This window comes from Paenibacillus sp. BC26, from assembly GCF_900116125.1.
Lineage (GTDB): Bacteria > Bacillota > Bacilli > Paenibacillales > Paenibacillaceae > Paenibacillus_Z > Paenibacillus_Z lignilyticus.
Genome location: NZ_FPAD01000001.1, coordinates 1,425,611 through 1,446,321, shown reverse-complemented (window position 1 = coordinate 1,446,321; position 20,711 = coordinate 1,425,611). Strand labels below are relative to the sequence as shown.

Sequence of the window (20,711 nt, the reverse complement as noted above, 5' to 3'; positions counted from 1 at the left end):
CCTTGGTCTGTGCCACGCTAACGATAGCCATTATGGAATTGGAGGTAGGGTACAGCATGCTGGAGTATCGATCTGGACGAGTAAAGACTCGATTGTTCCTGATGTTCTGTTCTGTTTTATTTGGCTCGTTTACATTAGGTTCCACCGATATACTGGCAGCCTATCCGCTGGATGCGCCTGCGACTGATAGCCATCTGCAAGCAGAAGCTCCGCCAAGTTATCAACGCGCGCTTCCCACTGCAGAAGTCCTGATCGATGTCGGTCATGGAGGAATCGACGGCGGTGCGCACCATGAGGATATTCTGGAGAAAGACATTAATTTGGCCGTAGCCAAAAAACTGTACTTGCTGCTAAGCGCCAATGGCATCCGAGCCATCCTTAATCGCGATGCCGACTATGCACTAAGTGACGATAACCGCTGGAATCCTTCCGGCTCCCGGCATCGGAGGGATTTGTCTCAGCGCAGCCAGCTGACCAAAGAAATTCAGACGAAGATTCTCGTGAGCATCCATGTGAATTGGGCACCGGACAAAACGGAACACGGTCCGCTCGTCCTCCATCAAAACGAGGGAGAAAGCGCGCTGCTCGCGTTCTGCATCCAAGATGCGCTGAATCGCAAGCATAATACGCGCCAACTCCCCCGCGTAGGTTCGCCGTTTTATTTGCTGAATGTCGTGAAGCAGCCTGCCGTTATCGTCGAGATGGGTTTTCTAAGCCACGAAGGCGACCGGACGATGCTGTTGAATCCTCGCAAGCAGCTTCAGCTGGCCGAGGCGATTTCTTCAGGAGTGCGGAATTATATCCTTCTCCGCTGAAGGCACCACCATTTCGGATAGCTTAACGAAGCTGGTCGTAGACTGCAGCCGCGGAATGGCGTCTTTGAGCACAGCGGCTGTCAGTTTACCCGGCGGTCCGACATGCCCGATGATGACGCAGCTGTCATTGGTCTCCAGATATTTCTTAAGCACGCCGACCTGCTTGGAGATATGAGTCGTCGTGTACACATCGTCAAGGAAAACTTGATTGGATAACAGCGGAACGCCGAGCTCTGCCGTCAGCTTCGGCAGAACCGTCTTATAGGTCGTTCTGCTATCCAAGAAGAACATCCCGTGTTTCTTGACGACGGACAGCACTGCCCGCATAACGCGCTCATCCGCCGTAACTTTAGAGCCCATATGGTTGTTCATGCCCACAGCATGCGGGACGGCAGCAATGGCTTCCTCCACCCGTTTGCTAATTTCAGCATCGCTCATGCTTGTCGTAATCGCGCCCGGCCCCAGCCACTCCGGCTTGCCGCGAACCGGCTCCATCGGCATATGGACGATAACGTCATCGCCTCTTTTGAACGCAAGCTCCGCATCCTGTTTCGTTGTCGGCATGAACGGCATTACAGCAACGGTAAAACGTACCGGAAGCTCCATCATCTCCGGCGTGCCTGTCATGCCGTTGCCAAAATCATCGATGACAATCGCCACCTGGCGATGTCCTTTGATGTCTGATTGTTTTGTGATAGCTGATGCCGTTAATCCGGTATTCGGAGCCAGAAATAATGCAGCGGCTGTGAGGATACCCGCTAGCACAGTTTTATGTTGCATCTTTTTACTACTCCTTCTGTTCATAAAGGTAATTACCATACCTTCATTGTTTGTAAATGATGGGAAAGATATGTAATCCAAACAAGAAAGACGAGGTTGTCCTCGTCCTTCAAGCATACTCAACTTCATTTATTAAACCGCGTAGACGGTTGCGCTGAGATTAATTGGGCCAATGACAGCAGCTTCGCCGCCCGCGTTAAGCTTTTCCACATAAAGCGAATAGCCATGTGCGCCGGTCGGCACATTGATGTCGATGACTTGAAACGATACCACGCCGTAATGCTCGAATCCTGTCTCAAAGCCTTGCAATGCATAGAAGATTTCTTGCGTGCCGCGGAAGACACGGAACAAGACATCTACAACACTATAAGTGCCGGATGCGCCGATTGTAGCAATCAGCTCAACGCGATTGTTATGGTTTTCATGCGGGATGAAGATACCCAGCTCAGCCAATATCGTTTTGGCAGGTGTTTGCGGAACCGGAATGTGCACTTGGTTCGTAACGACTGCCGGTACACTTACGTTATAATCAATAATTTTCGCCATGAATAATCAACTCCTTTCCTACCAGATACGCTATTCTATGAAAATGATTTTGCTTTGGTGTGGACGAGTTGTGTTCCAGGATTCGAAAACAAAAAAACTGCCGGATTCATTGGGAACCGGCAGTTTTAGCTTGTATTTGAGACGCAATATAGTCGTAAACTTTGACGATTTCATTCTCGTAGTTTTCGTTAATTTCAAAGTAGGCAGCACCGCTGCCCAGACATTGGCTTCTGAACGCATCATGTTCACTTCTATATTCTGAAATGAAATGCTCTTCTTCCGGATCTCCCCGATCCTCTATTACACTCTGGTGGCCAAAAATGTGAGATACAAGGCTGTTATCGATATACGCTCGCGAGAAACCAAGAAATACAGAGACGATTTTCTCCGCATATTCTTCTTCGAAGTCATGGATATACTCAGGCAAGATATAACATCCCTCAATGATAAGGTTCTGCTTGTTCTCGATATTCGTCATTATGATTCCTTTGAGAATCGGCCACAATGTCTCCCCGATATGTTCCGTGCTATCCAGAGGCGTAAATCCGCACTCCGGATTCGCTCTATACAACCCCATCTTCAGATGGTCTATGGACAGATAAGGAATGTGATAGTTCTCCAGCAAGGTTTGAGCCATTAATGTCTTACCGGTGCGGCTGCTGCCACTGATTAGAATAATCAATTCATCATTCTCCTTTAAGCATCATCGCTGCCATTGTGGACGCACTTCAAAAGCCATTAAAAAATGCCCCGGACATAAAGTCAAAATAACCAAATGATTCGGGGCTAACAAAAAAGAAACCCTTCGATCATCATCGAAGGGTTATCGTTGTAAGATTGGTGCGGTCGAGAGGACTCGAACCTCCACGGCTGTTACACCACTAGAACCTGAATCTAGCGCGTCTGCCAATTCCGCCACGACCGCATCTGGCAGTTCCTGTTTCAATCTATCGTTTGAAGCAGTAAAAATACTTTACCACGAATAGAATGGCAGTGTCAAACATGAATATGCATCCATACTATTTTACCGCTACACTACTGTTTCCTAAGCCCTTGTGAATCGCGTCCAACAACCGGAAGGTAGTATCGCAGCAGTACTCCCAGAACATCACACCTGCCAGTTCTTCTTGCTTAACAAATTGGCATTTATGGTGCAGCGATTGCTCGTCCTCGTACGAAATGAATTGATTGCCATTGTACAAGAACGGCGCCTTCGCTTCATCATCCCAGTGACGAATGTACCCGTTCTTCTCGATGTAGTCAGCAGCTAAACGCGTGAAATCCGGACCGTAGCCGCCCGCTCCTGTGGTCATCTGAAGGAAGCCGTGATTGACATCCGGAACATCCTTCCACATCCGCGAATAGAAAGCCGCGCCAATGACGATCTTCTCGCGAGGCACGCCGGCTGCAAGGAACAACCGCACAGATGCCTCGACGCTGATGCGGAACAAATCACCGGTCGATGTATGCAGGTTCGTATGGTGACCGGTCAAGGTTTGAAATCCGCCGCGCATGTCGTAGGTCATCAATTGCACGAAATCCAAATAACGCTGAACCTGATCCATTTCGGTTCCGTCGATGTAGTACTGATCGGCCCCTGCTGCGATGGTCAGCAAGTAATGCCGCTTCGTCTCTGACCCTAATTGATCGAACGCTTCTCTAAGCTCTTTCAGGAGCAGCGTGAAATTCGTTTTGTCCGCTGGGCTCGAAGCGATCCCCGCTACGCCGTAACAAGGATATTCCCAATCCAGATCAATGCCGTCGATAGGATGCTGCCGCAAGATGTCCACGGCTGTATCCGCCATCCGTTTTCTCCCCTCCGGCGTGGACGCCGCTTCAGAGAACCCGCCTGCACTCCAACCGCCGACGGACAACAAGATCGATAAATCCGGATTATAGGCTTTGATCGTTGGCAAACTGCCCAGATGCTTCAAGTGGGCAATGGATATCCCATCGTTCACCACATGACCGAATGCGATGTTAATATGGGTTAGTTTTAATGCGTTTTCTTCCGTTAATTTCGGAAGCCATGAATCTCCGACATAACCTGCCGCGATATAGTTAGCTGTCATAGATAATTCCTCCTCATTTCTGTTGGCTTAACCGGGTCCCTGTTTGAAGCACTTCTCTACCGATACCCAGCTTATAGCCGGCCGAGACATAGCGAATTCTGCCTTCTGAATCTACGACCAATACGAATGGCAGAGACCCCGTATCCGATCCCGGCAGGTTCCCGCCTGCCTGATGAATGACTAAGTCACCGTCATGAACAAAGGTAACGTCGGAAGGGAAATCTATATAAGCAGCGGGATCGAAGGATGCCGTCCACCCTGCTTCGCCTACAGCCAAGATAATAGGCATCCCAAGAGCATCATAACCGCTTGCCAGCTCTTTGATCTCACGGAGCAAATGCTTGGAAGGCTCGCGTTCCGGCTCAATCCATGCCAGCACTGCATTTCTGCCGCGAGTTAATTCATCCATGGATGCATGGGTTCCATTACGGCGAGTAAACCTCCAAGCCGAATCGACCTCACCGATGACTGGCACTTCAGTGACGGGGTACCTGAATGACAGAGGCAATTCCGCCTGCATGCCTTCCAGCACTGCAAAATAAGTAAAACGAACCAGCACGGAACCGTCCTTCAATCTTGTTCCGGCCGTCATGCGATAGCTCCCCGCTTCAAGCTCAAACGGCTGATCATACACATTGGTTTGGCCATGCGGATAAAATAACGATTGGTACCAGCCGTTCTCCAGTCTTGCAAAGGAGAAGTTGCGGAAATAAGCAGCCTCTTCCGCCTCGGCCGGAGCTTCCGGATCACGCTTCACAAGTACCTCGCCAATTCTTGCAGAAGGTGTAAGCATGCTTACTTGTTCAAAACAGGCATCATGCCAGACAGCATTCATCCAGTACTGCGGCTTACGCTCGCTTGGGTGAAGCCGCGCCGGAATACCGATGCTGCGACAGAGCGCCACGAACAGAATATCGCGCGATATCCGATCGCCTTTCAGAAGGCGATAACTGCCGGTCGGCATCGCGGATCCCTGATAGTACGTCATATCCTCGACAACCTCAAACTTCTCCAGCAGATGGCGGACAAGCCCGAAAGGAGCCTGCCGATAGTCCGCAATATCCTTAGCAAGCAATGTTTCTTGGAAAAACAGCTTATAAGGACCAATCATCTCGAACAAGACACGAGGACAAAGCACGTAACGCGAGAACAATTCCACATCATATAAGTCCGCATATTGCAGCGAGCCTTTCAAATGATCGACCAGCGCAGGGCGGAACGTATCGGTCAAATCTTTCTCGTTTAAGCTCTCTAGCAGGCGCAGCGGCCATTCTCCATAGGTTTCTGTTTGCTCCTGCAGAAAAGCAGCGATTTCATGGCTGTTCCCACGCGCCTTGCGAAGAACCTGCCATACTCTCTCTGCCGGAAGGTCAAGATCCACAGCAAGCTCGCCTGCGCGCGACTCGCTGACAAACGTATCCTCGAAGCTTTTACGGATTGCTGCTCCTTGCTGCAGTCGGTTGCGGTGCTGTTGAAGCACCTCTTCTGTTGCAGCAGATGCCTCATCGGCAGGCAGCTCCGGCGGAGGAACCATATCGAATTCGACGATGCCATCTTGCTGCTCATATTCATCTATTGTGATCGTAAACGCATCTTGTTCCGATACAGATAATTTGCTTTCGCCCCATCTGGAACCCTCTACGGCACGAACAAGCAGATCTCCGAATCCTGTCGTTAGCGAAACTTCGCCTCTAGCATCTGTCGTTAGTTTGGCGATCGGTGTGAATTCGGCGAAATTATACACTTGGAACGATACGGCAGCGCCTGAAACCGGCTGACCTTCACTGTCACGGATACGGACAACAATGTTGCGGCTTGGTGCATAGCCATCCAGCAAATTAATTTCCGTGTACCATTCATGCGCGAGCGTTATCGATTCCGGCCCCGGATATTGCGAAGGTACGCGCGTGTTAATGAGCATCGCTCTTCGCGCCGGACCGCTGAACCATCCTTCATTGAGGCGAGGTTCAGGCTCGCATGCCCCGATAAAGTGCCAGCTGCCATCCGCCCAAGCTTCCACCCAGGCATGGTTGGAGTCCGAATGTGCCCAGCGCGGCGTATAGCACTGCCTCGCCGGAATGCAGAGGCTGCGCAGCGCAGCAACGGCTAAAGTCGACTCTTCGCCGCACCGCCCCAGCGTTGTGCGAATCAGTGTCAGTGGTGAAACAGTGCGAGGATCATTGCCGATGTACGTCGCTTTCTCGTAGCACCAATGATTCGTTTCCAAGATTGCGTCTTCCATGGATAGATGCTTCACGCGGCTGTACAGCTCATCGAACAAAATTCCGCGGCTGTCCTCAATGTTCTCATTGTTCACGCGATACGGGAGTACAAAATGAAGAAACAGATGATCGGGCACCCGATTGCCCCAAGGCATCTCCCGGCGAATTTCCAACGTCTTCCGGACATGGCTCAGAAACAGGCTGCCCTCGTAATCGGCCAGGTCGTTGAGCGGCATATAAGCGTAAAGAAACTTGAGCGCCATTCGTTCTTCCTCGCTCAGCTCTTCCTCAAATACGCTAAACAGCTCTGTCTTCCTCGCGCTGGCAAGCTGCTCCTTCTCCTTGAACTTGCGCTCAATCGTGATGCGTGTTTCTTCATCTAATGAAAAGCCTGCCGCTGTTAAGGACATCTTCGCTCACTCCTTCCATAGCTTCCCATCTTCACGAATATAGTAAGTCGAGCTGCCATCTACTGAAGGCGCGGACATTTGGAAGAGCCGCGAAGTCCGTTCGATTTGAGGCTGGATCATCCACGTGTCCTCCCCCATTAGCAGGGACAGGTCCTCGCTAAACTCACCGAATTCCGCAAAATGGTTGCGCTGACGATAATACAACTTGCGCAGCTGCCACTTGATCGTTTCATCCTGCGGAAGCGCAAAGCTATCGGCGCCTTCTTCACCGGCAAATACAACATAACCCCACAACTCCGGGTAATGCATATTGACGATTCCCATCGGCGACCATACCCAATTGTCTTCCGGGAATGACTTGCCGGTAGCGGGGTTGATCACTTTCTCATAACGTCCATCTCTCACTTCTGCCTGCCATTCCACTCGTGAGAAATTCACGCGCCAGAATTGTCCGGCTGTCGGACGACGTCCCTCAGAAGCGCATTCCAACAGGCTCTTCCACGGCATGGCCACTTCGACGCTCCAACTGCGATTGGCAGCGAGTGGATTGTTCAGTTCTCCATCGATATGAACCGCTGTTTTCAAGCCGGCGATGTCCCATGCGTTAACAGCAGGGCCGCCATCACGGTACGGCTTCACCAGCAGCAAATCCCAAACGGTGTTCCAAGCATTGATTTCAAATTCGTAATATTGGTGCGAATCACCGTCAGGATCAATGAAAATCTCAAAGTCGTTATCGTAGAAGATAACGGAGTCCCGCTCCGTAAGCGTAGCCCAGATTTGGTCTTCCACCAATTCGGCACCGATATAGAAATACTCGTCATCCCATAACATCTTGACTCTCGTCTGTTTACTTGGCTTCGGTCTCAGGTCACCTTCGATATCGACAAAATCAGCCGTCCAAGGCGCATCCGCCCAAAATGATTTATCCAGTCTGCCATCCAGCGCGAGCGGCTCTGTCGCTCTTAGGCATAGGTAATGCTCGGGTGCATACTTCTTGATGTGTGGTTCCGGTACTCCGCTGAGATTCATGATCTAGCCTCCAGCCTATATTATGTTATATCTTCTTTAATCATTACGATCATTTTCCACTCTTATTATACCGTTCATTCGCCAAAAGTGTAAATATTAGATATAACAAATGACATACATTATTCCACAGAGTATATCTTAAACGCAAAAAAGCCTCCTTGAGAGCATCAAGCCCTCAAGGAGGCGAACATCGGACCTAATCTTAGTCATTCAGGTCCGGCCCTGGCCCGATCGACTGCCTTGGGATCCATTTGACCGGAATAACGGCACGTTCCCGTTGGATAACCTGGTTCTCCAATTGATCGATAATCATCATCGCGGCGCGTTTTCCGATTTCATCGTAATTTTGCTCGATGGTCGTGATCTGAATATCGCCTTGCTGCGACATATCGTTGTTATCGAAGCCTACAATCGACATTTCCTCCGGAATTTTGATCCCCAAATCAAGAGCCGCCTTCAAACAGTCATAAGCGACCATATCATGTTCGGTTTGAATCGCCGTCACGCGCAGCTTCATCAATTTCCCAAGCAAATCCTTGTAGAATTCGCGCCGAGTCGCCGGAGCCCCTTCCGCTTCCCGCGGCAAGTCGCTGAAGATCAGCTCAATATCCACCGGCAGTCCGTTATCCGTAAGCGCTTTACTATATCCGAAGAAGCGGTCGCGAACCGTACTGCGGTACTGAATGCCAATCGTAGAGATGAAAGCAATGCGCGAATGTCCCAGCTCAATCAGCTTGGATGCCGCTTGGTAACCGCCCGCATAATTATCCGATACCGCGCTTCCCATGGTCAGCAAGTTGTAATATTGGTCGACGGTTACGATCGGATATTCGCTGAGATGAAGCGCATGGACAACATCCAAATTCTTTTGCGTGCTGACAGGATATAAAATAATACCTGATGTACCTCGCTTAGGGAGCGAATGCAGCAACTCACGCTCACGTTCACTGCTCCAGTCACTGTTATGGATACTGAGGTAGTAACCTTTGGATTCGACGTATTTGGCCGCACCCTGCATATGCTCGAGCGTGTTGTGAGCGGTAACAAAAGGAAGGATCATGGAAACGATTCGGCTGGAGGGAGCTGCCTCCCTCACTTCCGTTTCAGGACGAGCTTCGTCTTGTTTCTTCACGAAGCTGCCGCTGCCCCTTCTTCGATAGATCAGACCTTCTCTTTCGAGTTCAATCAATGCACGTTTGGATGTAATGCGGCTGACGCCGAACTGCTCCGCTAGCTCAAGTTCCGTTGGAAGCTGCTGACCGGTGACGTATTCCCCTTGAGAGATGCGTTCGCGCAAAACCCCGAGTATTTGACTGTATAACGGCTTATTATCGCTCAGCACAGAATTCACACCTCAGCCTAATTAGTTCTATTTTTTTCAGTATAGCTATTATTGTCTTACTAATCCAACAGATTTTATACGAATTACGGACTAGCCCGTAATCCCCGTCCGCTCCACGCTTTCCACGAAGTATCGCTGTACGAACAGGTACATGGCAATAAGCGGCGCGATCGTCAATAGTACCCCGGTATTAAGCAGCATTGACGTATATACGGGGTCCGGTTCTTTAAGGCCAACGCCCATATCCATGAGGCTCGTGGACAGCACTTTCACTTGCTTCAAGAACAAGCTGACGTAATAGCTGTCATTCCATTGCCAGACGAAGGAGAACAGCAGCACCGTAATGATGGCTGGAATGGCGTTGGGCAGCATGATGCGGGAGAAAGTGCGCAGCACCCCTGCTCCGTCAACCAACGCAGCCTCCTCGACTTCCTTCGGAATCCCTCTAAAGAACTGCCGGAAAATATAGATATAGAGACCGTTCTTGAGTCCCATCGCCGTCCCCGCCGAAATAATAAACGGCCAGAAGGTATCGATCAAATTCAGCCCTTTCTTGCCTGTAAACAAATGAATGAGACCAAACAGATCAAAGTACCGATACGTCAAGTAAAGCGGAATCATAATCGTTTGCGGCGGGACCACGATGGTAAAGATGACGAGCGCGAATAAGATCTCGCTCCCTTTAAACTTCAGTCGTGCAAATGCATAGGCAGCCAGCGTGCAGGACGCCATCTGGATAAGGGTCGTACTTGATGTGATATAGAGCGTATTCAGCAATGAAGTCAAGTAATGCGCGGACTCCATGGCGATTTTGAAATTATCGAGCGTAAAATGCCTCGGAATCCAGAGCACGGTCGGATCGTAGATATCGACCTTGCTGCGAAATGCGATGGAGATCCGCAAGAATAACGGAAACAAAATGACGAAACAAAACCCGAGAATGAGGACAGCTCGTATCAATCTCCATACGAATCCTTTCGTTTTCTCCACCGGATTGTACCGTCTTACGAACAAATCGGCGTAAGCTGTAGGCGATTTCATCGACTCACCTCCCCATTTAGTCATAGTAGAACACTTTGCGTGAGATCAGGCCGACTGAGACGGCAAGTATCAGGCCGACGCATAGGAAGAACACCCACGACATCGCGGCGCTAAGACCGAAATCGAATACTTTGAAGGCTGTTTCCGAGATTAACAAGTTGATCTGGTTGCTGCTGAATGTATCGGTTATCGAATAGACCATATTCGTTAGAATAAGCGGCGTAACCATCGGAAACGTAATTTTCCAGAAGCTCTCGTACCCTGTCGCGCCTTCGATCTTGGAGGCTTCGTACAAGGAAGGAGAGATCGATTGCAAGCCAGCTAAGAAAATAAGAATTTGCACGCCGGATGAGCTGATAATCTCGTAAATCCGATCCACCGCGCCGGTAATATAATTCACGATAACCGGTGACAGACCGGACTCGATCATCATTTTACTTAGCTCGAAGCTTTGCAGGGCGTTCGATCCCCCCTCGCCTCCATTGCCTGCCGGAATGGCGCCGCCGCCGACAAAGCTGCTGATATCCAGATTCGCGATTGCGCTGGAGGCCAGAATGACCGGCAGGAAGAAGATCGCTCTGGCGAACGGACGCCCTATAAACTTCTGATTGAGCAGCACTGCTGCAAACAAACTGAAAATAAGAATGAGCGGCACGTTCACGACCATGTTTCCGATCGACTCCGCCAAGGTTCGAGGGAAATCCGGATTGGAAGTGAATAGGCTCGTATAATTTTCGAAGCCTTCGTAGGTTACCTCAAAGCCTCCTTCGACCATATCAAGGGAGCTTAAGCTGTAACGAAACGATTGAATCAGCGGCAAAATGAACAGCAGGATCATCCCGAACATGAGCGGCGATGCAAACAGAACACCGAACCATGCATTTTTCTGTTTTAGTGTCATTGGTTTCTTAAACATCGTCATTCACCGCCTACCCGGTAGCTTTCGGCGCCGATCTCCATGCCGTTCACCTGTACTGCCGTTTGATTATAGTTCACGATAATCGTCATGCCATTCTCGAAAGTCGTCTCCACGACTCGATCAGCAAGATTGCGATGGCCGGTAATGACCTGATTCCGCACTTGCTTCAATATGGGGTTCGCCTCGTTGTATAATTGGGCAGCTTCGTCAAACCAATCCGCATAATGGAGAGCGTACAAATCGTTATAAGCGGTATCTTTGACAACCGATGCTTCGTTATAGTACCAGGCGTAATAAATGTTCGAGCCCGTTTCCAGCGCTTTGAGCATGGAAGCGCGCGGGTTCTGATACCCATCCATATTGAACGGCGCACCTGCCAGATCCACATAGCCGTGAAGGGCAATTTGATAGAACATGACATCCTCATCGGTAATGTTTAATCGATTGCTGGAAGTTGGTGCATGGACCACGATATCGGCATATGGAAGGGTGTAAGCATTACCTCCGCTTATCATGAGCCGGCCGCTTTGCTGCTTCAACTTGTCCGTTTCACGCAAGATCGTATTTCGCGCAGCCTGACGGTCGACCGATGCTTGCGGGTCAAAGTCGGAATTCACTTCATTCCCCATATCCCGTAACGATAATCCGCTTATCCCAAACTTCGCATAATCGTTCATAAAAGCGTCCACCGTGCTCGGAAGCTTGTTCGGGGACAATTTGTAATGCGAGAATGAATCGCTGTCTTGCACGTACATGACAGGATTGTAATTGTAGACCGCAGCGCTGCGGCGATCAAGCAAGTCCGCGCTGTCTTTGGCTCCTTTATATTTCTCCAGGAATGCCACGTCCGGATACAAGCCGACCCCATTCTGTTTCGTGTAATCGATCAGACGTTGAAGCCCTTTCTTGCCTCCTAGAGCACCTTCGAGCTCGACGTCTTTCGGTGAGCTGTGACGGATGCCATCGTTAAACCAGCCAACATAACGCAGTGCAATCGTATCGATACCCTGCGTTTTCAGCAGTTTAAGCATGGAGCCTGCTTCGTCGTACGTCGTTAACGATTCCGTTGCCGAATAAGGAATGCCCAGGAATGATTTCTTCTTGCGGAACGCCCCTTCAACCTCAAGTATGAAAGGCGCATTGGCCTGTTCATCGAGCTTCTTCAGCTTGTACTTATCGATTAAATAATTCCGATAAGCACCTGCCATCCCTACATAATCGGCAGCACTGCCGGACAGGAAGCTGTAGCGGACACGAAGATCTCCTTGATAAGGCTGCTGTTGGAACATGGGAACCGAGCTGGTCTTCGTCCCTGAGCTGAGCGTATAGTAGTCCATCGCAACAAATTGAAACTCGGCATTGACCGTGTTATAGCTATCATGTCTGCCGCTAATATCGGCAAGCACGCTGGACAACGCGTCTCCGTCCTCGATAATGCCGAGCAATGCATGATCATTCTGCTTTAAGCCAAACACGGGCAATCGTACCGGAGAGCTGGTCACCACGCGCTCCTTCACATCGAATGTTCCGTCCTCACCGTAAACCGGCATGTTGAATGGCTCCGCGCTTAACTTCTTGTTGTTCAATTGAATCAATGCGCCCGAACCATCCGGAACGAAGATATATCCCTGCTTCTTATCCGTTGCCGCCCCGAAATGCTTCAGCAACTGAACGGAGGCTAGCGGAAATTCCGGACTATAGCGGACATCCTTCGCCGCGATGGAGACAACGAATTGATCCGCGTCCAAAGCATATTCAACCGGTATCGTAAACGCAGCTTGCTCGTCGGATGCTGCCGCTTCAGCGCCGTTCTCCTGATTATCCTGAGCGGCATCTTCCTTCGTATATCCCGCTTGGGTCAGATAACCTGCAAGCTCTTGCTTCACGTTATCCTGCAAATTTCGGACCTCATAGACCTGTTTCTCTTGATTGAGACGGAACTTATAGGAGACCTGCTTACGAGCATCGTCATCGGGCAGCTTGTCCAAGATGAGCTTCTGGAACCGTTCCTTGCTGATCACCGCCGGAATGTTCTCGGTACCGCCGGAAGCTTTGCCGAACCGGTAAACGATTCGTACTCCGTTCTTCGCAGCCGTAATCTCGAACTGTTTCTTCTCCACGCTGTCATCATAGCTGTTGAAACGATAGACTTGGCCCTTCTCGTTATAGTAAGTAAGCAGCAGCTGTGAAGAAAGCTCCGATTGATAAAGCGGTGAAGCCAGCGTGTCCTTCTGATGACCGATCGGGTTAGAGAACCATACATACCCGTCTCGTTTGTCCTTTACCGCAATCTCTGCTGTTTCTTTATTGATGAATAATGCGAGTGCATCCGTCTCCGATACCTGCTCCATCTGCTTGAGTGCATTCAGCTCTTCCGGTGTGTTTATCGTACGTGCAGCCGTATCCGAAGCAGGATTCAAGGAGGCAATGGCAACCTCCCCATTCGAGGACTTTCCTCTCCCGGCAGCAGCTGATCCTAATGTCGCTTCTCCCGTTGTTGAGCCGACATTCGCGTTATCCCCATCAGCGTAATTGATAATGGCAGTGCCAGCTGCCAAGCATCCGCAGAGGGCAGCAATGACGACATGCTTTCTATTGATCACAACCGTTCCCCTCCAAATAAACAAGATTCCTCGGCAATCATCGTCCTCTAAACGAAAGCTCATGGTAGAGTGACATACTGAAACTGATCATCTGCTGCAGCATACTGAAGAACAGAACGCCAAGGAACAACATGATCCCGATTACAACGAGCGTGAGCAGCATCGTTAGAACCGTTTTACCAGCCGAGTATTGATGAATCGTCATCGTGCCCACGAACAGCAATGCGATGAACCAGACAATCGCTACGGTGTCCAGCAAATAATAAAAGGAGCTCTCATCCGCTGTGATGACTCTGCTGTACAGCGTTTGCGGCAAATAAAGGATGACAAACGGCATCAAGGAGTACCCGGTAGCCATTATAATTTCTTTGAATTTGCCTTCGCCGTCCATAAGAGTCGTGAGCGACCAGTTGGCCACGCACCAGAGCAGGAACGGCAGTAGGATGTATTTCACTTCATTGATGCTGTTCAGGTCGGCGGGATTATTGAAATTGACAACGAATCCGCTGTACTGTCTTTTCACGATAGTGAGCAAGACGAGTAAAAACAAGATAATGGCTGCAATCTTGACTCTTCCCTGCTTCTCGAACTTCATCTCCCAGAAGCCGTTAAATGGATGAAGCATCGTATAGAACGGGTTCTTGAGCGGGCCGACTTCTTTATAATAGCCGCTCGCCGCCCTTCTTCTGACAAGCTTAACGATCGCGATAATGATACCGATTGCGGCTGCGATGCTGAGCACGATGGAACCGAAACGATCCATGACGATCTCTTTTCGGTATCGCTTGAAGGCTTCCGAATAGTTCTCCCGGTTGTTGCCGAGCTCGAAATACGTCATCGCTTCTTTGTTAGCGCCTTGCTTCAGCAGCGATTTTCCGATGCCGATGTACGCGACCTCGAAGTTGCTGTTCAGTTTAAGCACTTGCTGCCACGCGCTTGTGGATTGCTCCACTTTGCCGTTGTAGAGCGAAGTAACCGCATCCCGAATCAAACTTCCGTAACGCGTCGGCTCGAAAACAGTCAGCCGATTGTTATCCTTATCCAGTACGATGACGCGATCGCCCTGCAGGCCGATGGCCGAAGGCGTACGGAATTTCCCTTGCTCCGCGCCTAATCCGCCGAACATGTAAAGTAAATTACCGTCTTTGTCATACGTGAAAACACGTCCGCGCTTCGAATCCAATGCACTATACATGCCGCCGACATCCTGCGTGACATCGACGAAGATCGAGCTGCCCGGGAAGCTCCCCACTTCCAATGTGCCGATATCCCCTTTGGGCGGGAAATAGCCTTTGCTCCGTAAAATATCGACACCGGACGGATTCAGCTTCTTGATCGGACTGTTCGAGTTTTCTTCCACCGTTGTCGTATACATAAAACCGTCATTGTCGATGGCGATATTATTGAACTCCAGCGGAATAAACTGCTCCATCTGATCGCGCTGTTTCTTAGTCGAGATCCGCTTCCAGAACAAATCCATCGGACTGAATTTCACGCGGTTCGTTCCAATGAATCCACTGAACACGCCATCGGAATCAAATTCCATGATCCCTTCATAAGAACCGCGGCTGATCAGATACAACCTCTCTGCTTTATCAACGACCAGTTTAATCGGAGTAAATTGAAACCCTTGACGGATCAGCGTCGATTTGGGCTCGTTGATCTCGCGCACAAACTCGCCTTTGGCTGTAAGCTCAATAATTCGGCGATTTTGCGTATCTGCCACGAAGAGATGGCCTTTCGCATCGGCGAAAACCCCTTCGGGCTGATTAAATGTATCCTGTTTACCTGCATGGTCGAATGCAGTGATAACGCGCTCTACGCCTAGGTTCTTGTCGAGCACGATAATACGGTTGTTTCCTGTATCCGCGATATAAATAAGGCCCGCACTCGAAATATACATATCCTGCGGTGAAACCATGGGTCCGATATTCAAATCCGGACCGTAGATGACTTCAGCTGCGCGGTATGGATCCGGCGCCGGCACCGCTTCTCCCCAGTAGGAGTAATTATACCCATCCGATGAGGCGGCGGACGCAGGAGCGCATACACCGAGCATGAGCATAACCAGCATTAACGTTGCGATCGTTCTTTTGGCTGTCAAAATCCGGCTCCCCCCTGCTTACTCTTTCAGCCCCGATGTAGACATCGTTTGAATGACTTTGCTTTGCGTGATGATAAATACCGCAATCGGAACAGACATCATGAGCAGCGTCACAGCTGCAACCGGGCCTGTTCTTGCTATTCCCCCGCTTGCTATTTGTCCGAAGACGGCATCCACCGTACGAAGCTGTTCGCTGTAAATATATTTGTGGCTCGTTACGGATCCGTTCGTCCACAAGCTTTGCAGCGAGAAGATAATGAGCGTCATCCAAGCCGGTTTCACGATTGGCATGACAATTTGCCAGAATATCCGGTATTCCGTCGCGCCGTCGATCTTGGCGGCTTCGATTAAGGCATCCGGAATTTGTTCCATAAACTGCTTCATCAAATAAAGTCCCAGCGTGGAGCCGAATGCCGGAAGCAAGATCGCCCAGTACGTATTGATCATGCCAAGCCAAGAGATCGTCATATAGTTCGGTACCTGGGTTACGTAAGGCGTGAACATAAGCGACATGACGACGAGGCTGAACAGCGCATTCCGGAAAGGGAATTTCACCTTCGCAAGCGGATAGGCGGCTGCCGAAGCAATAATGACATGCCCCGTCGTTCCCGTTATCGCAATAAAGAACGTATTGAATACATACCGCGAGAACGGAACCCAGGAGTCCGCGAAGATGCCGACTAAATCGGTGAAATTCTTCATCTCCGGGTGACGAACGATAAATCTTGGCGGGAATGCGAAAATTTCGTCCAGCGGCATAAAGGCTCTGTTAATCGTATACACAAGCGGAACCGCCATAAATGCCGCGACACCTGCCAGCAGAATAAAGAGCAGAATATCGACGGACCACGAGCGATTAAGCCGTTTTCTCAATAGGAACTTCAATGCCATCGGACTTATTCACCTACTTTTTTCAGAAGCTTCTGCGTAATCAAGTTCGTTAACATCATAATCGCGAATAATATCGTCGCGATTGCCGAGGCATACCCCATCTGGAAACGGATGGTGCCGTAGTCGACCAAATGCGTAACGATCGTATGGGCGGCATAATCCACGCTCGGGAATCCGATCATATAAATCGATATTTCGGCTACCGCAAATGCCGATGTAATCTGGATAACGGCACCAAACATCAATTGCGGACGCATCGCCGGAAGGGTAATAAACCACAGCTCCTGCCACCGATTCCGTATCCCGTCGATCGCACCCGCTTCATACAAGGTTCGATCGACATTTTGCAAACCGGCGATAAAAGCAAGGAAGGATGTCCCTAAGCTGAGCCACAATTGAACGGCCATCAGAATCGGAAGCATATACCGCGGATCCTGCAGCCATTGAATCGGTTCCAGAATAAAGCCCCATTTCATCAGAAACGAGTTCATGAAACCGTAGGAATCACTGGAGAACAGCGTCTGCCAAATCAAATAGGTATTCCCTGCAATGGATGGCGCGTACAGGATGAGCGTCAGCACTGCACGCAGCTTAGGCGGCAATTCATTGATCAGCCATGCGAATATAAAGCAAGCCACATAGCTGATCGGACCTGTAATAAAGGCGAATAAGAACGTGTTCTTAACGGCAATGAGAAACACATCATCTGCAACGAACAGCTGCGCGTAATTGTCCCACCCTACAAATCTCGGAAATTCCAGCATATTGAAATAAGTGAAGCTGAGAAGGACCGACATGAATACCGGTATGACGGTAAACACGGTGAAGATTAGAAAATAAGGAGTCATCAAGACAAGCGCATGCTTGTTCTTGACCAATTCGGTCTTGATATGGCTTAGTTTCTTAAACGTCGTCGCACTAATTGGGAATCCCCTCACTTCTCATAGGGAAGATTGAATTCTTTTCTTCTGGCGTTGATCTCTTCATTCATGTAGCGAACGTAGAAGTCCATCGTTTCGCGCGGATCTTCGCCTTGTACCACTACGCGGCGGAAGGCATTGTCAATGTTACGGCCGGTCAAATAACCGCCGGGCACTTCCGGAATTCCCCGCGTCCATTCCATTTGTTCGAGCAGCGTGTTTAAATCTTGGACCGGCCATGAAAGCAGCTTCAGCGCCTCAATATTCGCAGTCGGATAACGGGCCGATGTTCCTAAACGAACTTCCATCTCGCGACCAAACGCCAATTGCGTTTCTTTGGAGGTCCACCATTTCATAAAGGACCATGCCGATTCCTTGTCCTTCGTATGCTCGAACATGACGGCTGCCGTGCCTCCCGTGCCCACATCGCGACGAATCGTTCCATCTGGCTGCTTCGTACCGGGAACAGGAGCAAATCCCCACAATCCTTTAATTTCCGGCGCGTACACGGAAAGCTTGTTATACATCGTATAGTCCACGATGCCGATTGGCATCTCGCCGGTACGGAAACGGTTCGCAAAATCAGTCTGGATCGGAATCTTGTAATTCACGTACAGATCCGTCCATTTCTTGAACTGCTCAACGGCCGTTTCTTCGTCCAATCCCGTGGCCATATCATTATTCTTATAGAACTGTCCGTCATTCTGATAGAGCAGCATGGCAAACGTAGGGCTTGGCGGAAGCGTAATGATATCGGTCGTAACGACATCATTCCCTTGCGCGTTAAGTCCTCTCTGAGGTAATCCGAATTGCAGGTTATGTTTCTGCAGCTCCGGTATGAGGGCATACACGTCGTCCCAGGTTTGAGGAATCTTCAGATGCAGTTCATCTTCAATGATGTCTTTCCGATAAAACAATACCGGGAACGTCTGCTGCTCAGGCAGTCCATAATACTTCTCGTTGTACTCGTAAGGCACCATCACACTGCTCTTAAACCGCTCGGTAACCTCACGGAAATCAGAGAATACGGACAAATCCTGGAGCGCATTACGTGTTGCGAAATTAACCGGAACCTCATTCCCTACTTGCAGCGCAACATCAGGACCTTTGCCCGCTACAGTGGAAGGCAGCAATATATCCGCGGAAACCAGCTTTAGGCTGACTTTAATTCCCGTGTCGTGCGTGAAATTGTCATCGACCAATCGTTTCAGAATCTGCGCTTGGTCGCGTCCGGAGGTCACCCAGACGGTAATGACTTTCTCCCCTGCGTCATCGCTGCTGAAATCGTCATAGTTCTCATAGAACGAGGCGGTAAACGATGCTAGGCTGGATTTGAACTTTGCCCAGGTTGTCGCTTCCGGACTCGGAAGCTCCGCACCGGGTTCAGAGACGATTAAATAATCGATCGCAACCGGCTGTTCATTAATCATCAGCATCCAGGTGCCCAGTGCACCGACATTGCTCTTGAATGCATCGATTCGGCTTGGCACCGTATCCGGCCGATCCGCCATGTCTTTCAACTGATAGGCCAGTGTATTCAATAGGGCAGAACGGTCATTGCCCCCATCCTCGGGACCTTGAATCATGCGAGCAATCGCATAGAGGCGATCGCTTTCCTCGCGGAAAACGTTAGCCATCTCGGGAATGCGCTTGTCCAGCGCATAATCCCGGAACTGATCCGGCACGACGCCTGTAAAGCTAATGACCTTCCGATACATCGCATTCAGGTTCAGCACGCTGTTCTCGACGGTCCGCAGTACAGGCGCCAGCTCGCCAAGCGTTACTTCAAGCCGGATGGTATGTTTGCCGGCAGTCATATAAAACAAGTAAGGTTTATCGTTCTGCTTGCCCAGTACCTTCATCTGCCAATTGCCGTCATATGCGAAACCGATCCGCTGCGCTTCCTTGAAAGGAAGCCGGCCGTCGATCGTCAGTGTTCGCAGCGCCGACATCGCGGTCAAATAGTTCTGCCTGTTCTTGAAGGCAATTTGATATAACCCGTCCTTCTCCACTTCGACTTCCCATTCTATCCACTGTCCGGGCATACGCCAGGTCCAGCCGCCCATCGCATTGTTACGCAGCTTCGATGCGTGGAAAGGCTCGACAGCCGGGCTTGAGCGGTCATTGTAAGGGAGGAGCATTGGCGTAGATTTCAGCGAAGAGGCTTCCCCTTGAATTTTCATAAAAGAGCCTTCGACAGGTGTATAGCCATTCTGCTTGTATTGTTTCTCCAGTTCATCGTAGGCAATGGTCTTACTCGGCTTCGTTAATTTCAGATAATCGATGACCAGCGGTTCTTTGCTTGAGGTCAACGTCAGCTCATGTTTCCCTTTACTAAGAAAGAATTGATAAGGCTGCTCATAATAGCCGCTTGCATCTTCAAACAGTGATTCCTGCCACATTGGCACTTCGATCTGCTTCGGCGCCAAATCATTGCCATTATCATCACGGTCAAATACAGCCTTCTCATCCTTCCAAATGCGGCTGAAGACAAGGCTTCTCGCTTCATTAAAAGGGGTTTCCCCGTCGATCTTCAGACCTCTCTCGATGTCCGAGTCTTTGCCCTTCACGGTAAAATACTTCATATCGATCTGGTATAAGCCGCTTTGCTCGACGTCCACGGACCATGAAATCGATCCCGTTTCTTCCGTCGAGACCATCTTTCCTTGCTCGCCTTCGTAGTTCTCGACAATGGCTGCATTCATGCCCGACGCCTCATTAAAACTTTCGGCTTCTATCAGGATGTCTGACTTTGGCTCAGGAGTGTCTCTGTGCTTGGATAAATATTCATCGTAGCTGCCTTTCTTGAACGAAGACGACAGCTTCATTAAACTTGCACTGTCAAGCGGGCGATCTTCGGCGGAAGCCGTTCGATCGGAGCTGCCCCCTATCGTTGTTGCCGCAAAATAGATGATGGCAGATAAGATAACGAGTGCCGAAATAAGTTTGGTATAGGATCGCCTCATAGTTCCCCTCACAAAAACGGACCCCCAAATCGTCTTCATATGAAAATC

15 protein-coding genes and 1 tRNA gene are annotated in these 20,711 nt (G+C 49.9%); 1 reads left to right on the top strand and 15 read right to left on the bottom strand.

Features of this window, described 5'->3' with window-relative positions; all coding sequences use genetic code 11:
* Positions 1 to 56 precede the first annotated feature (56 nt).
* Positions 57 to 815, top strand: coding sequence for an N-acetylmuramoyl-L-alanine amidase family protein (locus BM412_RS06060; RefSeq protein WP_256256144.1), 759 nt, complete (start codon positions 57 to 59; stop codon positions 813 to 815).
* On the opposite strand, the gene BM412_RS06055 is transcribed toward BM412_RS06060, so the two are convergent.
* The 15 genes from BM412_RS06055 to BM412_RS05985 form a co-directional block, all read right to left on the bottom strand.
* A complete protein-coding gene (locus tag BM412_RS06055) occupies positions 783 to 1,595 on the bottom strand; it encodes a divergent polysaccharide deacetylase family protein (protein WP_091215194.1) in 813 nt (270 codons plus the stop codon). The two genes, BM412_RS06060 and BM412_RS06055, sit on opposite strands and share 33 nt — an antisense overlap.
* Before the next feature lie 132 nt (positions 1,596 to 1,727).
* The gene (locus BM412_RS06050; protein WP_091215191.1) at positions 1,728 to 2,141 is read right to left on the bottom strand and encodes a hypothetical protein; all 414 of its coding nucleotides are present in this window, start codon (positions 2,139 to 2,141) and stop codon (positions 1,728 to 1,730) included.
* Between the two features lie 106 nt (positions 2,142 to 2,247).
* Entirely contained in the window at positions 2,248 to 2,823 is a 576-nt protein-coding gene (locus tag BM412_RS06045; RefSeq protein WP_091215188.1) for a P-loop nucleotide/nucleoside kinase family protein, read from the bottom strand.
* Positions 2,824 to 2,979: 156 nt separating this feature from the next.
* Positions 2,980 to 3,066, bottom strand: a tRNA-Leu gene (locus BM412_RS06040).
* 94 nt (positions 3,067 to 3,160) lie between these two features.
* On the bottom strand, positions 3,161 to 4,213 hold the full coding sequence (locus BM412_RS06035) for a glycoside hydrolase family 18 protein (protein ID WP_091215185.1): 1,053 nt from the start codon (positions 4,211 to 4,213) through the stop codon (positions 3,161 to 3,163).
* A 13-nt stretch (positions 4,214 to 4,226) separates the two neighbouring features.
* The gene (locus tag BM412_RS06030; protein ID WP_091215183.1) at positions 4,227 to 6,845 is read right to left on the bottom strand and encodes a transglutaminase domain-containing protein; all 2,619 of its coding nucleotides are present in this window, start codon (positions 6,843 to 6,845) and stop codon (positions 4,227 to 4,229) included.
* Positions 6,846 to 6,851: 6 nt separating this feature from the next.
* Positions 6,852 to 7,877 carry a carbohydrate-binding family 9-like protein gene (locus tag BM412_RS06025; RefSeq protein ID WP_091215180.1) on the bottom strand — a complete coding sequence of 342 codons (1,026 nt, stop codon included), beginning with the start codon at positions 7,875 to 7,877 and terminating at the stop codon, positions 6,852 to 6,854.
* A 202-nt stretch (positions 7,878 to 8,079) separates the two neighbouring features.
* Positions 8,080 to 9,228, bottom strand: a complete 1,149-nt coding sequence (locus BM412_RS06020) for a GntR family transcriptional regulator (RefSeq protein ID WP_256256143.1) — start codon at positions 9,226 to 9,228, stop codon at positions 8,080 to 8,082.
* 81 nt (positions 9,229 to 9,309) lie between these two features.
* Positions 9,310 to 10,260, bottom strand: coding sequence for a carbohydrate ABC transporter permease (locus BM412_RS06015; protein ID WP_091215175.1), 951 nt, complete (start codon positions 10,258 to 10,260; stop codon positions 9,310 to 9,312).
* A gap of 16 nt (positions 10,261 to 10,276) precedes the next feature.
* Entirely contained in the window at positions 10,277 to 11,176 is a 900-nt protein-coding gene (locus BM412_RS06010; RefSeq protein ID WP_091215172.1) for a carbohydrate ABC transporter permease, read from the bottom strand.
* 2 nt (positions 11,177 to 11,178) lie between these two features.
* Positions 11,179 to 13,782, bottom strand: a complete 2,604-nt coding sequence (locus BM412_RS06005; RefSeq protein WP_091215169.1) for a DUF5696 domain-containing protein — start codon at positions 13,780 to 13,782, stop codon at positions 11,179 to 11,181.
* Between the two features lie 37 nt (positions 13,783 to 13,819).
* Positions 13,820 to 15,886 (bottom strand): YIP1 family protein, encoded by a 2,067-nt coding sequence (locus BM412_RS06000; protein WP_256256142.1) that lies wholly within the window; start codon positions 15,884 to 15,886, stop codon positions 13,820 to 13,822.
* 18 nt (positions 15,887 to 15,904) lie between these two features.
* On the bottom strand, positions 15,905 to 16,777 hold the full coding sequence (locus BM412_RS05995; protein ID WP_091215166.1) for a carbohydrate ABC transporter permease: 873 nt from the start codon (positions 16,775 to 16,777) through the stop codon (positions 15,905 to 15,907).
* A 5-nt stretch (positions 16,778 to 16,782) separates the two neighbouring features.
* The gene (locus tag BM412_RS05990; protein ID WP_256256140.1) at positions 16,783 to 17,715 is read right to left on the bottom strand and encodes a carbohydrate ABC transporter permease; all 933 of its coding nucleotides are present in this window, start codon (positions 17,713 to 17,715) and stop codon (positions 16,783 to 16,785) included.
* Positions 17,712 to 20,663 carry an extracellular solute-binding protein gene (locus tag BM412_RS05985; RefSeq protein WP_091215163.1) on the bottom strand — a complete coding sequence of 984 codons (2,952 nt, stop codon included), beginning with the start codon at positions 20,661 to 20,663 and terminating at the stop codon, positions 17,712 to 17,714. The genes BM412_RS05990 and BM412_RS05985 overlap by 4 nt, the downstream gene beginning before the upstream one ends.
* Positions 20,664 to 20,711: the final 48 nt, after the last annotated feature.